The 16,127-nt window shown below is 41.2% G+C and carries 12 protein-coding genes; 5 read left to right on the top strand and 7 right to left on the bottom strand.

The genetic code is table 11. The features are described 5' to 3' along the window. Positions 1-416 precede the first annotated feature (416 nt). Positions 417-935: a hypothetical protein gene (locus JWR87_RS03155; protein ID WP_297815496.1), complete on the top strand. Its 519-nt coding sequence runs from the start codon at positions 417-419 to the stop codon at positions 933-935. 4 nt (positions 936-939) lie between these two features. Here JWR87_RS03155 and JWR87_RS03150 read toward each other — a convergent pair whose 3' ends face one another. Next, positions 940-2,046, bottom strand: coding sequence for a hypothetical protein (locus JWR87_RS03150; protein WP_297815494.1), 1,107 nt, complete (start codon positions 2,044-2,046; stop codon positions 940-942). A gap of 253 nt (positions 2,047-2,299) precedes the next feature. Between JWR87_RS03150 and JWR87_RS03145 the strand changes: the two genes are divergently transcribed. Beyond that, positions 2,300-3,535 carry a Pycsar system effector family protein gene (locus tag JWR87_RS03145; protein ID WP_297815492.1) on the top strand — a complete coding sequence of 412 codons (1,236 nt, stop codon included), beginning with the start codon at positions 2,300-2,302 and terminating at the stop codon, positions 3,533-3,535. A 61-nt stretch (positions 3,536-3,596) separates the two neighbouring features. Here JWR87_RS03145 and JWR87_RS03140 read toward each other — a convergent pair whose 3' ends face one another. From JWR87_RS03140 to JWR87_RS03115, 6 genes are all read right to left on the bottom strand, one after another. Next, positions 3,597-4,922 (bottom strand): MFS transporter, encoded by a 1,326-nt coding sequence (locus JWR87_RS03140; RefSeq protein ID WP_297815490.1) that lies wholly within the window; start codon positions 4,920-4,922, stop codon positions 3,597-3,599. Positions 4,923-5,070: 148 nt separating this feature from the next. Then, the gene (locus tag JWR87_RS03135) at positions 5,071-5,856 is read right to left on the bottom strand and encodes a glucose 1-dehydrogenase (RefSeq protein ID WP_297815488.1); all 786 of its coding nucleotides are present in this window, start codon (positions 5,854-5,856) and stop codon (positions 5,071-5,073) included. Between the two features lie 39 nt (positions 5,857-5,895). Further along, the gene (locus JWR87_RS03130; protein WP_297815486.1) at positions 5,896-7,026 is read right to left on the bottom strand and encodes a TIM barrel protein; all 1,131 of its coding nucleotides are present in this window, start codon (positions 7,024-7,026) and stop codon (positions 5,896-5,898) included. A 7-nt stretch (positions 7,027-7,033) separates the two neighbouring features. Next, entirely contained in the window at positions 7,034-9,592 is a 2,559-nt protein-coding gene (locus JWR87_RS03125) for a c-type cytochrome (protein ID WP_297815484.1), read from the bottom strand. Positions 9,593-9,785: 193 nt separating this feature from the next. After that, positions 9,786-11,168 (bottom strand): Gfo/Idh/MocA family oxidoreductase, encoded by a 1,383-nt coding sequence (locus tag JWR87_RS03120; protein WP_297815482.1) that lies wholly within the window; start codon positions 11,166-11,168, stop codon positions 9,786-9,788. 264 nt (positions 11,169-11,432) lie between these two features. Continuing rightward, a complete protein-coding gene (locus tag JWR87_RS03115) occupies positions 11,433-11,585 on the bottom strand; it encodes a hypothetical protein (RefSeq protein ID WP_297815480.1) in 153 nt (50 codons plus the stop codon). Between the two features lie 267 nt (positions 11,586-11,852). On the opposite strand from JWR87_RS03115, the gene JWR87_RS03110 reads away from it, so the two are divergent. From JWR87_RS03110 to JWR87_RS03100, 3 genes are all read left to right on the top strand, one after another. Next, a complete protein-coding gene (locus tag JWR87_RS03110; RefSeq protein ID WP_297815478.1) occupies positions 11,853-13,397 on the top strand; it encodes a hypothetical protein in 1,545 nt (514 codons plus the stop codon). An 82-nt stretch (positions 13,398-13,479) separates the two neighbouring features. Then, positions 13,480-14,619, top strand: a complete 1,140-nt coding sequence (gene tgt, locus JWR87_RS03105) for a tRNA guanosine(34) transglycosylase Tgt (protein ID WP_297815476.1) — start codon at positions 13,480-13,482, stop codon at positions 14,617-14,619. Between the two features lie 193 nt (positions 14,620-14,812). Further along, positions 14,813-15,457, top strand: coding sequence for a YceI family protein (locus JWR87_RS03100; RefSeq protein ID WP_297815474.1), 645 nt, complete (start codon positions 14,813-14,815; stop codon positions 15,455-15,457). The last annotated feature ends 670 nt before the right edge of the window (positions 15,458-16,127 follow it).

Below are 16,127 nucleotides of genomic sequence, written 5' to 3'. Positions count from 1 at the left end.
TAACAGATCAACCGGTTTGAAGGTAAAGGAATAAATTATGAATTACAGGTTTTAATGACGGATGGGCAACCTCTTTTATTAAGGTTGACCCTCTTTTATTTACCACCGTAATAATCTGTGCTGGTTATGCAAAAGAACATATGATGTGTTAGGCGTGTTCACTCTATTAAAACGGTCTAATAGAATATTCACAGGTACAAGTGACTGTGCTGATGATGGTATTGGTAAGATGGAAGTTGTTGCACCAGGGTGTTGAACGAGTATTACGAACTTATACAAAAGCATTTTTTATGCACGTTCTTATCTCAACTCTTGCATATGTAATTATAATATTGTTACTTGTACGAGTACATCAAAACCTCTAATTGATTACAACTTTTCCAGTCAGCTTGCCGTAAACTTTTTAAATCTAAAATATGAAGAAGAAATTAAACCCCGTATTGCTTTTTATGCTTCTGATTTGTTCTTTCGTAACCTCTTTTAGTCAATCTGAGAGGGACAATTACTGCATTGTAACTTTAAAAGGGAGTGCTGTGAAAAACACCCTTAGTGCATACCCCTCATTTGCATACTTTGATTTTTATTTTCAGAAATTGGATAGTAAAAGTTATATTTTGACGGGATACGCTTATGACGTTAACAAAAATAAATTGGGCGACGTAATTAGGCTGGATTCGATGTCTGATAAACCAAGATCCTTAAAAAATATAGATCCGGGCTATCTCAGACTCGATCTGGCTACAATGAAAAATCACAATGTTGACGGCTCCGAGAATTATGTGTTAACGCCCAAGCGGTATAAGAACAAATCCGGAGAAAGTATGGACTATGTAAGTTATCGTTTTAGTAATAAGGTTTCGAAACTAGAAACCGCCTTCCTTTCGGTTACAAAAGTTATAGAATTCGACCTGAATCCTTCTCCTCCTTATAGATAGGTAATCAGTCCTTACGCAGACCTTTAATCACTATATTACCCGTGCCGTTTTCATCACACGGATAGGAAAATTCTTTCTGCATCGCCTTTCCATTATTGATAGTTGAGTAGAACTCGTCAAGATATTTCTTTGTTGCCTTTATATAACCGGCATCGAGTAGGGGACAATCAGAATAAAGGTTGTAGATATCTTTTTTTAAACGTTTAAATACAGAAAAGACCTCCGCGAATCTTGTTGTGTTGGGAATGCAATAGCCCCTGTACCGGCGTTCCACGACAGAATACATCTGCAGTTGTTCTGCCGGTTTTGCATATGGTGCATTGACAAGACCGGAGTGATCAAAATCATAGGGAACAGCAGCAGGGAGGGCGGCTGAGTCTTGTAGTAGTAATTTTACGTTCTGCTGGTATTGAATAGACCAGTCAGTATTGCCAATAAGATATTCAAAAACCGCCATCGTTAAAAAATTTGTTTCCTCAATTTGCTGAGGTTTTATCAAGTTTTTATCAATCAATACAGAATGATTTCTTTTAGCCAATTGTTGTTCTTCCTCTAACAAAATTCCATAGAACGGAGTAGGCTTCTTTTTCTTTTTTGCATCCTCTAACTGTACCCTCACAAGGCGTGCCCTAAAACTTTTTGCTGTAACTAGGTTATACAACCGGTAAACCATCCATTCTCTTACCACGTATTCGTCTCCCTGGCAGGGCATTACCAATTTGAGCTTACTCTGGTCACTAAAAATTGAAGACCTGAATTTTTCGTTTTTAACAAAACGAAGCATAAGAGGTGGATACAGGCAAGTGCCGGCCGTTTTTCTGAAATGACCACGGGTTTTAGCTTCTGCGGAAATGGTTACTTCACTGCTATCTATGGCGGCGTAAGAAAAACTTATGGGATGATACTTTACCTTTTCAGCGCGATCACTAAAGATTTCACGAAGACTTCCACTTAATTTAATATTTAGAACTTCATCTGTGTTAAACAATTTTGATGCCTTTAGATTAGCAGGTTGATAGGCAGTCCACTCCAACTTTAGCCGCGGGCCGCAACTATTTTTGCGAGGAAATGCCCAGCTTATAAAGGTTAATGCTAGTAAAAATATTTTCATTAGAAAAAGATGTGATGTATAAGAGTATTAATAAATAATACCGCAATTGCAGATCTACTAATAAAAGCTACAGTTATTGGTTCCTTTAAAATAAGAACTCCTTCCCGCACTTCAAAGTGAAAAGAAGATTTGCCGCGTAAAAAGTTTTTAATTCAATAAGTGGTTTTTTATGAACGCAACGAATTATCGGGTTCGGGAAAATAGAATATATTAGAGGATGCTTTAGAAGTATTTACAGTATACCTAACACTATATGAATTATAATAAGCTATTAAAGAAGATCGAAGAACATTTTATCGCCTTCTATAAACAGCACGCTGATCAACGATTGCTTTTTCATACATACCTAGAGGCAAAAGAAGTCGTATGTATTGCTGAAAAAATTTCACGACATTATAAGCTGGATGAACGCTCATCTTTTATTGTTTGTGCCACCGCTTGGTTTTATAAGGCGGGTTATCTAACAGGGATCTTAGAGGCATACGAAACCAAAAGTGCAGAACTTGCAGAGCGGTTTTTAAAAAGTAATGGAGCACCGGAAGCTGATATTGATGAAGTTAAAAAATGCATTTCCACTGTCAGGAAACCTGGAAGTGCGGATACCTTACCTGAAAAAATTATTCGTGATGCTAACACCTTTTGGTTAGGAACAGATGGTTTTAAAGAAGGTCAAAAACTACTTAAAAAGGAACTCGAAGGGCTAAGGAGCACTAAAATAGGAGGACATGAATGGAGAGCAGAAACTATAAAGATGCTTGAGGAACACACTTACCTTACCGATTATTGTACATCCCTTTTGAAGAGAGCGAAAGAAGAACATTTAGTTAGACTGAAAAATAAACAGGCTGGAAAGGTGTTTCTTGCCAATTCTAATATCGCGGAAACAAATGATACACAACCAGAGTCAACGGAGCTGGATAATTACACTAAAAATAAAAGAGCTTCCAACGCTGATAAAAGACCGACAAGGGGTATAGAGACAATGTTCAGGATTACCTCCTCGAACAGTCAAAAAATTAGTATGATGGCAGATAATAAAGCTCATATTATGATTTCAGTCAACTCCATCATTATATCAGTAATTCTGGGACTTATTTTAGGAAAACTTGACGAAAACAGCCACCTGATCATTCCTACAGTTATTCTATTAGCCACAAATGTTGCCACTATTATTTACGCTATCCTGGCAACAAGGCCAAAAGCTACTAAAGGTGTTTTTACTCCAGAGCAGGTTGAGAACAAATCTGTCAACCTGTTATTCTATGGTAGCATTTACAATATGGATTTAGGATCTTATGATGATGGGATGAGGAAGATGATGGATGACCGCAGTTTTTTATACGGAAGTCTTATTAAAGACACCTATTGGCAAGGCAGAGTGCTTGGGCATAAATACAAGTTGTTGCGGGTATCTTATAGCGTTTTTATGTACGGAATTGTAGTTTCTGTAATAGCATATACGGTAGCCGCTTTAATACATGTTTATTAATTCGTACAACTTGTTATTATACTTTGTCTGTTAATAAGAACCCTATCAACCAACGTTATTCTTACATTGCTTTGCTTTCTGCTTCGTCAACATTTAGCGTAACTTGTTCTATTTTCCCCACCAGGAAAATATATGAACATGCTCCGATAAGTGCAATCGCTCCAATAAACAGCAATGCGGGTTTAAAGTCACCTCCTTTTACTAAAAAGCCGATGACAATGGGGACTACAATAGAAGCCAAATTGCCCATAAAATTAAACACACCGCCAGTTAAGCCTATCAGATGTTTGGGTGATAAGATTGAAACGAATACCCAGGAAATTAATCCCATGCCTGCACCAAAAAAGGCTAGCGCCATAAAAAAAATGATGGAGAAAGTATCATTGCTGTAATTGGCGCCTACAATGCTGATTGAAATGATAAGGCCGATAATAATTGGTGTTTTGCGGGCTACTCCTATAGATTTTCCTTTCCGTAACAGGTAGTCAGATAAGAAGCCCGATAAAAGTAAACCAGCGCATGCAGCGAGGAAAGGAATGGAGGCGAGGTAGCCTGATTTGAGAAAGTTTAAGCCGCGGTATTTAACCAGGTATGTCGGGAACCAGGTGAGAAAAAACCAAAGCATCGCATTTAAAGAGAATTGGCCTATATATATGCCCCATAAGGTGCGGGTAGAAAAAACCTGTTTTATATTCGCCCATTTCCAGATGGATGGTTGGTCTGGTTCGTTTTTTTTACCTGAGATTAAGCCTCCGCCCTTCGCGATATAATCGAGTTCTTCGGCGTTGACCCCCTTATGTTGTAGCGGATCGCGGTAGAAGAAATACCAAACTACTCCCCAAACCAACCCTACCAGGCCAGTAGTAATAAACAGTCCCTGCCAGCCAAAATAATATTGTATAGTTACCAAACCGGGGGTAAAAAAAGCCAAACCAATAAACTGGCCGGATACATATAAAGCGATTGCGGATGCTCTTTCCTGGTTGGGAAACCAGCTGGTAACAATGCGGTTGTTGATAGGATAACAAGGAGCTTCGAAAGCACCTGTAGCAAGGCGAAGCCCAAAAAGGCTAACGAAACCTCGCGCAAATCCCTGTAATAACGTAGTTATAGACCAGGTAATTAAACAAAAGGCATACAGTATTCTTGGACCAAACCGATCAGCTATCAAGCCACCTGGAATTTGTAATAGGGCGTAGCTCCAGCCGAATGCTGAAAAAATTAATCCCATTTGTACAGTTGACAGTTCCAAATCTTTACTGAGGGAAGCCGCAGCTACCGAAAGATTACTGCGGTCGAGATAATTGATCATTACATTGATGAAAACAAGGCCGAGCATCGCATACCGAATCCTTGTTTTTTTGTTTTTACCGCCTGGTTGTTCCATTATTTTAGTTGGGATTAGTGATTTATCTGACGCAATTATTTTTGGTCTTTTGATGAATAGGGAAAAAAAGGTACAAGAGTGCGACGCAACAATGTTTGGAGTAGAAATATAGCTTGCTCCAAAAAAATATATTATAAACTTCGCTGTATTAACGTGCTGTCCAACCTCCATCGACCGTAAGCATCGAACCTACCATGTAACTACCGGCATCGCTCGCCAGAAATATTGCTGCTCCCTGTATCTCCCGCAGTTCTGCCCAACGGCCAAGGGCAGTGGCGCCGATCACAAATTTTTTACCTTCTTCTGTATCTGCTATGGGAATATTCATATCGGTTAAAAACGGTCCGGGGCATATAGCATTTACCTTGATATTGAAAGGAGCGAGCTCTAATGCCAGCGCCCTCGTCATTTGTACAACTGCCCCTTTGCTGGCAGTATAAGGTGTGCGATTAGATAAGCCAACGAGGCCCAATGTACTGGCGAGATTAATAATGCTGCCACTGCTGTTTTTTTTCATATAAGGAGTTACTGCCCTGCAGCAAAGCCAGGTGCCCTTGACATTTACTTCCATTACCTTGCTAAAGTCTTCGGGAGTAACTTCATCAATTGGGCCGCGTATATTAATGCCTGCACTGTTAATAAGGATGTCGATTTTGCCGAACATTTCTATTGCGGCCATTGCCATTGCTTCTGTTTGCTCCTGGCTGGTAATATCGGCAGGGAAGGAGATTGCTTTAATGCCAAAATCGCTGCTTAATTCTTCGGCGGCTACAGTTCCTTCCTCTGCGTTTCGATTTACCAACATTATATTCGCTCCAGCCGAGGCCAGCCCGGCCGCCATTGCTAAACCAAGACCTTTTGAGCCTCCTGTAACAATAGCTGATCTGCCACTTAAATCAAACTGTTTAATTCCCGGAAGTACCTCTTTGCTCATGAATTGTAGTTGAACTTATTTAATTATTATTTGAGTAGACTATTTAAGCCCTAAAGTATTTCTGCTATAGGCCAGACAGTCAAGTATATTTTGCTCTTCGGCGGCTAATTGCTCTTCGGAAGACAGGTGGGAAATTCTCGGAAGAGGAGTGTTGTTTTTGTACTGACGAACAAGGCGCATGGTTCGTGCAAGATCTGAACCTGGTACTTCAGCAAAAGTTTCCCAATATTCATTTTTAAAACAAGGGATCTTGAGTGGATCCCGTGTGATCATTTCGAGGCTAAAAGTGACGTCTGAATTGTATTTTTTGCAGACGGCAATGATGGCTGGCAGATCAAGTATACCTTTTCCGAGAGGGACTTCTGATAACAGAAATCCGTCAGCATATTCTTCCAGCGCCATATCTTTTACGTGAGTAGAAAAAGCATAAGGTGCAAGTGTTTGAATAACGTTCATCGGGTCTTCTAACAAAGAAATACTATTACCAAAATCAAGCGTTACACCTATCCATTCGCTGTTGACTTGTTTCAATATCTGTTCTAATTCGGGCGCCCGCCAGTCTTTATGATTTTCAACACCCAGTTTCATTTTGTGTTTTCGTAAAACAGGATCGGCTAGTTGCAAGGAAAGTAAAGCACTTTTTTGAAGCTGCCGAAAAGCTTCCATTGAATGGTAGTTTTCGTACCGCCTGCCGCTTGAGCAAACCGTTCTTAATACCTGCATGCCCGCATCTTTGGCGTTTATAACATCCTGCTCAAACCGTGGCACATCTGCTGCATTTTTTGGCAGACCGACAGACCCTTCTAAGTACAATCCTAATTTTGCCTGGCTGCTTCGAACTTTCTTTGCAAAATCATTTGTCCAGTTGCTAACTACCACCTGCGTACCGCCGGCACCTATTTTATTGCAATGTTCCATTAAATCAAGCGCGTTAGTAAAGCCGGGATATTTCTGACTCTCAACCTTAGAGTTCCAGCGGAGGCCATAGGAGTGCACCACAATACCCATTGCGGTTTCTTTCCGAAATGCCGGCAGTTTTGGTAACATTAGAGCTGCAGCTCCCATGCTTGTTTTGTGTAGAAAGTTCCGCCTGTTTAATAACGGGGCGCTATATGTAGTTGCCGGCAACGAATATTTTTGGTCATCTTCCATGGTATTGGGTATAGTCATAACGGTTTTATTTACTTTCAGTCGCTTTTGTTTCCAGCACATATTTTTTTAATTCTCCGGCTTTCCATGGAACTACCCGCCCTTGCGTAGTGTTTCTTGTGATACCAACAGTACGTTTGCCTATAGGTCCAGCACTATTACCCCATTCATTTCTGATATAAGTAAGAATAGCAGTAATAGAGGCGTCGTCCATAGTGGAATGAGCGGGCATAACTGGCAAGATTTCTGGTGAGTCGTACTTTTTGCCTGCCACCTCTACCGCTCCTTCCATGCCGTGCAAGACAATTAAGGCTAACCTTTTTTCATCTCCCACAACCCATTCGGAACCGGCAAGTGGTGGCGCAAAACGTTTTATGCCAGCTCCGTCTGTTCCGTGACAACCAGCACAGGTAGTTAGGTACTGTTGCCGACCCTGAGAAAACAGTTGCTGCTGTTCTTTGTTTAATACGCTTTTCAAACCTGGCTTACTTTTATCGATAACATGTCCCGGCCATTCAAATAAACTAGTTAATGCTGCAAGTCGGTTTGATGCTATTCTACCTGCGGGTTTTACAAGTATGGCCGGAGCGGTCGGCAGCCGGACAGCCATTAAATTATTGCCACCTCCTATAGAGAGCCCCATTAGTACCGCTTTTTGCCGCCAGTTTAAGGGTAGTTTTTTTTCATCCATCATCGCCAGCAATGAAGTGAGCTCAGATGGATCTCTTTTGTGAATGATGGCAGTTGCCAACATTTCAAACAAAATTTCCTTTGCCGCCTGGTGTTTTTGCCAATCCGGATTTTTCCATAAGTATTTCAAAAAGGCAAATTCCCGATCCCCGAGGCTACTTATAATGGCATCGCGAATTAATGGAAACCCCGCATATTTACCGGCAATGCCCGATAATAATTGATTTGATACCAGAGGATCTAGCACCTGAGCAGTCAGCGCGATCTGTAGTATTTGTTTTTCGGAAGCGTGGGGCCATTGCCTTATCAAAGCCTGCTCTAACTGCACCCGGACTTTCTTATCCTTCGTTGCAAAGGGTTCAAGCAGTCGCAAGGCAGTTGTTTGTACGATAGGAACTGGGTCGGATGCCAGTTGTAAAAGCACGTCAGGCTGAGCGAGGTTTAAACCTTGCAGAGTCCATAAAGCATGGAACCGGCCAAACTTATTCTTTCCTTTTAAAGCAAGGTTGGTTAGGGTTGATTCTACCTTCTTATCGTTACGCTCTACAAGTAACCGCTGAGCCATATCCCGATACCAACCGTCGGGATGCGACAAGTAGCTTACCAGCTCCTCCCCGGTGGCACTAGACAATTTCTTTGTTTTTAAGGGCTTCCAATTCTTTGGAACAATCCTCCAGATACGTCCGCGATGGATAGGCTGTACTAATTTTCGGTTCATCGTTTGATCACGCAGGTATGGGGTAATATAAGCAGCATGCTGCACCAATCCCCGGTACATATCTGTAACGTACAGTGCTCCATCGGGTCCGGTTGATAACTGAACTGGCCGAAACCGCTCATCGGTGGAAGCGAGAAATTCTTTGCCGGGATGCGGATCACGGGCAGAGATAAGGAATCCGTTTTCTTCTACTACATTTCGTTTTACAAGATTTCCTGAAGGTTCACACACAAACACGTTGCCGTAGTATTCTTTGGGCAAGGAAATACCACGATAAAATAAGGGAGAGCAAGCTGCCGTAAATTCAATCAAACGTCCCTGGTTGTCTAGTGTACCTGGAATGTAACCACGGTTTACTGCTGGGTTAGGTCTGATAGGGTATACCCGACGATCTACAGTCAAACCATGATCAATGCCTGTTGTTGGTTTATGATTTTTGTTTCGCGACAAATAGTTGGGAGGAACCAGGTCGGCATGAAGCTGCGACCAGTTATAATTGTAAACTAAGCGGCCTTCGTTGTCGTGGCTGATGCCCCACTGTCCGCGGAACTCGGTGCTGTCGCGTTGCCATTTCCCTTCAACAAGCTTGTACCGGAACCGCGACTTAGCGTTATAATACCAATTGTCTACTCCTCGCCAAAGTCCGTTACCAGCGTGTTCGGGTAGTGGACTGCCTGCATAAGTAGAGTCTATGAGTATTTTAGTATCGGCCTTTGAATCGTTATTGACATCTTTTGTGAGCCAGAGAGAACCGTTCTCAGCTACCAACGCTCCGCCCTGGACAATTGCAATAGCGCGGGGCATAATGAGGCTGTCGAGGTAAATTGTACTTATGTCCATTTTTCCGTCACCATTTGTATCCTCGAGTACTGATATCCGCCCTACCCGTTCTTTCTCGCCGGTTCCCTCAATATCGGACATGAAACCCCGCATTTCAACCACCCATAGTCGGCCGTCGGCATCAAAAGTTGTTACCACGGGATCCTGCACCATAGGCTCTGAAGCTACCAGTTGAATTTGTAAACCCGGCTCAATTTGAAAAGTTGCCAATTCTTCGATGGGAGAGCGCGTAGGCGAAGGCTCATCACCAGGATTATTTGAGTTTCGGGGATTAATAAAGCAGAAGAGACCACCAAGGGCGGCGCAAAACAAGCAGATACTGTAAACTTGCTTAAACATGATACTCCATTGGGGGTGAATGGTTGGCCTGCTTTTGAGGAATTAAGGACTAATGTTTCTGGTGAGTAAAGAGAAAAAAGTACAAGAGTGCGACGCAACATTGTACCGCCTACTAATTCAGCTGGGTTCAAAAAGGCAATGCTCCTTCGTACTCTTGTTTATTCTGATTTCTCTAAAAACGCTACAAAAACTTTTAAACCTGATTAGGATCGGGATGAATATAGGGAGCGCGATAGGGCCTTTTCAACAGCGCATTTGCCTCGGGGTCGTTAACGATTTGACGCTTCCTGGGATCGTACACCAACGGACGTCCTACCTTCATAGACATATTAGCGAGGATACAACTGGCTGTTGAAATATGGCCTTCTTCTATGTCAGCAATTGGCCGGCCTCCTTTTTCTATGGCAGCCAGAAAGTCGAGCATGTGCAGGCGCGTAGCGGGTGCAGCGTTCAATTCTATTTTCGGTTCAGTTGGCTCGGTTACATCTTCGGGATATTTTTCCTTTTCGTACACAACATCTTTATGCACTTTGCTTCCGCTTTTTGCATCGACAGGAATAAAATCATACTGCATGGTCGACGCGATCAGCGTTCCTTTGTCGCCATAGATGGTAAAAGACCACGGATAATCGGGGTTAGCGGGAGTGCCCCAACTGCGGTGTTGCCAAACGCAGTTTAGATCGTCGTACTCAAAAAGCGCTGACTGGGTGTCGGTTATATTTGACTTGCCGTCCTTTTGCACATAGATTCCACCGGTAGAACTGATTCGCGTAGGCCAGCCAAGCTTCAGCATCCAACGTACCGTATCGAACATATGTACACACATATCACCCATGATGCCGTTGCCATATTCGGTAAAAGTGCGCCACCAGCGTACATGTGGCAAACCATCATAAGGACGCATTGGAGCCGGACCAGTCCAGGTCTCATAATCGAGGAATGCCGGAACCGGTTGCACTGCCGGGTTGCCGTTTGCACGCATGTGAAAATAGCAGCACATGTCAACATGTGATATTTTTCCAAGAAGGCCAGCATCAACTATATTCTTTTTAGCATCGATTAAATGGGGGGTGCTTTTTCGTTGGGTGCCTACCTGCACAACTTTGTTGTATTTACGTGCAGCAGCTACCATGGCTTCGCCTTCGATTACATCTACACTTATTGGTTTTTGCACATACACGTGGGCGCCAGCTTTCATTGCATCAATTGCTTGTAGTGCGTGCCAATGGTCCGGCGTACCTATTATAACAATATCAAGCTTGTTCTCTGCCAGCATCTTTCGGTAGTCGCCGTATAGCTTGGGTGTTTTTTTTGACTTCTGCCGCTGGCTTACCAGTTGAGCTGCACCTTCCCTCATATTTTTATCTACGTCACAAAGGGCTACCACTTCTACAGGTGCTACCTGGATTAAGCGGAATAAATCACTTTTGCCGTACCAGCCTGTGCCGATTAAAGCAACAGCGTACGTTTTGCCTGGTACAGTCAGGTTCATTCCATTTGCTTGTAGGGCTGAAAGGGCGAGGGTAGCAGTTGCTCCTTTTATAAAATGGCGGCGGTTGATTGGTGAATAACTCATGGCAAGAAAAGTTAGGTGTCTTTTTGTAGTTAATAAGATTAATCGTTAGAAGAGAAGCGGCAAAAGCTTTTGCAGCCCTTGCATTTTCGAATTAGCAATATACTAATATTCTTAATTGGGAAAAGAAATAAGGTCATAAGCTGATAGACAGTTTGTTGGATTTGATTGAATGATTGCGACACGGGGAATATAACAAGGGGATATTTTATGAAAGTGAATGGGTTCGCTAATTTGAAAAACAAATACCGGTAGGGTAAGGCGCCGTTACAATACTTCTTTATACTTCAGGAATGCATATGCCACAACGATAAAAAATGCACAGGCAATAAACCATCCTGCAATTGACCATGGCCGATCATTAGTTATTGGTTCAAGGGGTAGCTCTACATTTAATTTTCTAAATTCTGGAGATTTCATCTATACATTTTATGCGCTACTAAAATACAAAAAGCCATTAGTTTACGGTCCCGCAAAAACAATTAAACTTGTCATTCCAATAATTAATCAGCTTTAACGCCTCGAGCTCGTACTATTGAAACTTCAGCTTTAGGAAAGACAATATCCTGTAGACGTAATAAACGGCTCACTACATTTGCAGCTGCAAAACCTCTAAATGCTGCATCTGTTTAGGCAGCCGGTTTGGTTTTCTTAAAAGATATTTTACAATAACAAAAAGCTGTTTAATTGTTCTCCCAGTTCCTGATGCCGGTCGGCACTTTGTATAAAAAGCATCGTCAACTTTTTATTGTACTTCTATTTATTTCTACTTGTGTTATTGGCGCCATTACTATCTATCATCATGAAATGTGGCGAGATGAGTCGCAGGCGTTCCTTTTGGTTAGAGATAGTAAAAACCTGGGCGAGCTATGGCAAAATGTTCGTTATGAGGGACACCCCATTTTATGGCATTTAATCTTGTTTGTTGCGTACCATATATTTCCTTCCATTTATACCATACAGGTTGTTCATCTCCTGATCGGCTTATCTGTAGTAGCACTTATCGTCTTTTATTCACCATTTTCTTTTGTCGAAAAATTTCTCTTGTGTTTTTCTTACTTTTTTTCGTTTGAATATTTGATTATAAGCAGGAATTATTCAATTGGCGTATTTCTTCTGTTTCTCTCAATATGTCTTTACCTACGGAAAAAGTCAAAAAGAACAATGATAAACATTGCTGTGGTATTAGGCCTCGCTGCTAACACCAATATTTATTCATTTATTATCAGCTGCTGCTTATTTACCTGTTTTCTCTGCAACTTATTTCCATTAAACAAATTATCCTTTTATAAATCAAAACTCTTTTACGCCACCGTCCTTGTATTTTTAGTCTTTTTAACGACTGCCATGTTGCAACTGGTTGCACCGCCAGACCGGACACCAAAGTTGAAAATAGCCGCCACACTTAACTATAAAAGGATGGCTAAAATTTCTAAGGAAATTTCCAACGTGCTGTTTTATTTGCCTGCTCCCTTAGAAGAGGGAAGATACTGGGGCACCAGTTTGTTTGAACGCAACCATCTTAAAAGTAATTTTGTAAAAAACGGTGTTTTTCTTTTGCCGCAACTATTGGCGCTTACAATGATTATTCTTGCGATTGGTGCCTGGAGACGATCCCTTTTAATTTCCATGTTCTTTGCAGCATCTTTTACAGGCTTTTTTTTATTTATGTCTTTTATTTTCGATCGCGGTCAGTTAAGGCATACTGGTGCCTTTTTTGTTTTGCTAATAGCATGTACCTGGCTTTATCGTTCCTCATCTACTCGGACAAATAAATGGACTCTTTATTTTAATTATTTTTTTACAACAATGTTGTTAACCCAATTAGCGGCTTCTGTTTTTGTGCATGTGTATGAAATAAAGTATCCTTTTTCAGGTGCGAAAGACGCGGCAACATTTCTGACTAACAGTGGCAGAAATAATGATAAAATACTCCTTCATCCTGACTTTGAAGCGATGGCTTTATTGCATTATGGAAGCATTAACCAGGTGTATTATCCTACTATTGATGCCAGGGGAAGTTTTATAAAGTTTAACGATAAAAGAAAGCCACGCAGCTATAAAGACATTTTAAAGATTGGCCCCAGAGATGATATTGAGACGATGGTTTTTAATGGTAGAAGAAACGATTCCGCAATTAATGCAATTGGGTACGAACTACTATATTATCCAAAAATTCATTCAACAGTTCCTGACGAAGACTTCTGGATCTACGGAAAAAAACACAAATAGCTTTAAGTAAATATTTTAAACATTTGTTATGTTGGCATATGCTCTTATATTGCTGTAGTCATTTCCCTACTTTTGCCGGCTTATGCCGGCATTACAATTTGAACTTCAACATACACAAGAACAGTCGAAAGCGAGAGCGGGAAAAATAACTACAGATCATGGTGAAATTGAAACACCGATCTTCATGCCGGTTGGTACTGTAGGAAGCGTAAAAGCAGTAACCCAACAACAGCTACATAAGGATGTGCAGGCGCAAATAATTCTTGGTAATACTTATCACCTTTATCTGCGGCCGGGACTTGAAGTATTAGAAGCTGCAGGTGGTCTTCATAAGTTCAACGGCTGGCACAGTCCTATTCTCACAGACAGCGGCGGCTACCAGGTCTTTTCGTTGGCGGCGAACCGGAAGATTAATGAAGAAGGGGTGATGTTTCAATCGCACATCGATGGAGGCAAGCATTTATTCACACCTGAAAAAGTAATGGATATTGAGCGGACCATCGGGGCCGATATCATGATGGCCTTCGATGAATGTCCGCCTTACCCAAGCGAGTACAAATATGCCAAAGACAGCATGGATTTAACACACCGCTGGCTTGACCGCTGTTTTACTCATTTTAATGAAACTCCCTCAAAGTATGGCTATTCGCAAAATCTGTTTCCAATAGTTCAGGGTGGAACTTATAAGGATTTGCGAAGAGCTTCATGTCACTACATCGCATCAAAAGATGCCCCGGGAAACGCGATTGGTGGCTTAAGCGTGGGCGAGCCAATGGATATGATGTACGAGTTTACAGCCTTATGTTGCGAAGAACTTCCGGAGAATAAACCGCGTTACCTGATGGGCGTTGGTACCCCATGGAACATTCTTGAGTGCATTGATCTTGGTATTGATATGTTTGATTGCGTAATGCCTACCCGTAATGGAAGAAATGGGATGTTGTTTACTACAAGAGGGGTGATTAATATCAAGAACCTTAAATGGGCTAAGGATTTTTCGGTGATTGATGACCAGTTGCCAAATGAAGTAAGCCAATACTATAGTAAAGCTTATATGCGACACTTATTTGTTGCAAACGAAATTCTTGGGTTGCAACTTGCCAGTATTCATAACCTGGCTTTCTACCTCTGGCTCGTTAAGGAGGCAAGAAAGCAAATTCTGGACAATAATTTCAAAAGTTGGAAAAATGAAATCATAGGCGTTTTGCAGCAGCGGTTATAAGTTGTAAGGTGAGTATCTAAAGCGATGCACTAAAAACGCTTTGCGCTTACTACAGCTTGCCTACAAATTTTTCACTTTCGTCGCAACATTCCTTCCTTTTGTCTCTTAAGCAACTTATGGGTGGAGGCGGCGGGTATATTTGGCTCCTATTCATTTCATTCCTTATAAAAACTCTGAAAAGCAAAAAAACATTATGAAAAAGTATTTTACAGCATCGTTAGCTGTTGCTGCAATTGTAGTAGCCACTTCAGCTTTTACTCCTTCTAAAGAAAAGGCATCTCCAAAAGATGAAACGTTGGTCACCATGCCAGACCAGGCAGGAAAATGGGTGATTGACAAAGCCCATTCAAACGTAAAGTTTGCAATAACTCACCTGGTTGTATCTGAAGTAGAAGGTAATTTTAAAATGTTTGATGGCAGCATGGAAAATACAAAGGGCGATTTTTCTGATGCAAAAATTAATTTCACTGTTGATGTAAATTCTATCAATACAGAAAACGACATGCGTGACAAGCATTTAAAAAGCGATGATTTTTTCAATGCTGAAAAGTTTCCTGCTATGCAGTTTCAGAGCACTTCTTTCACACCTGCAGGTGGCAACAAGTACAAACTTGCCGGTAACCTTACCATTCGCGACGTAACAAAGCCAGTTGTTTTCGACGTTACTTTTGGTGGAACCGCATTAAATATGGGTAAAACAAAAGCAGGTTTCAAAGCAAAAACAACTATCAATCGTTTCGATTACAATTTGAAATGGAACAAGGCAACTGAAGCTGGTGGATTGGTCGTTAGCAAAGAAGTAGAGCTTGTTGTAAATGTTGAACTGAATAAAGTATAAGTTTTTTTATAAAAGCATTTAAAAGCCGGACATATTTTGTTCGGCTTTTTTATGCTTATTTTTTTGGTACATGCAGTTGTTCTGCGTTCAACTTTTGTTGCGTCGCATTTCGTTCGTCTTTTTGTTCGTTGATGTTGCTGCAGTTTTATGTGTTAAAACTTCACTTAACTCATTCGGTTCAATCGCAAGTATTGATCCGTTACTTAGTCTGTTTGCAGGTATCTTCAATCTTAAATCAAACGCTCAAGCCGCTGGGCTTCGTTCTTGCAACAGGACTCCACCCGCTTGTTTCCGAAACTGCTACGCATTGTTTCGGAATACCATCGCTTCGCTTGGCACCCAACCGGCTGATGTCCTTTATGCAAGAACTGTTGTCAGAATGTTTGATGTAAATTAAACAACGCAAAAATTCAACTAAAACGCAGAATAGACGAACGTTTATTAATAACGCCCGACCTCATAAAAAAGGCGTTAAGAAAATTGCCTGTTCAGGCGTTAAGAAATGAAATGATGTTACAAATGCCCGGTAATGTTGCTGGCTTGTATGTTATCCTTAGTTCGTTTTTTATTCAACTGTTGTGACTTATTTCATTTTAGCCTGAAAAGGTAATTTTTAGCCTTTTTTATGGAGTCTTGATTTTTTCTTTCTTTTTTATCAAGAAAAAAGAAA

It is taken from the genome of Segetibacter sp. (assembly GCF_025963695.1).
In the GTDB taxonomy this organism is placed as follows: domain Bacteria; phylum Bacteroidota; class Bacteroidia; order Chitinophagales; family Chitinophagaceae; genus Segetibacter.
This window is presented reverse-complemented; position numbering and strand designations above follow the sequence as displayed.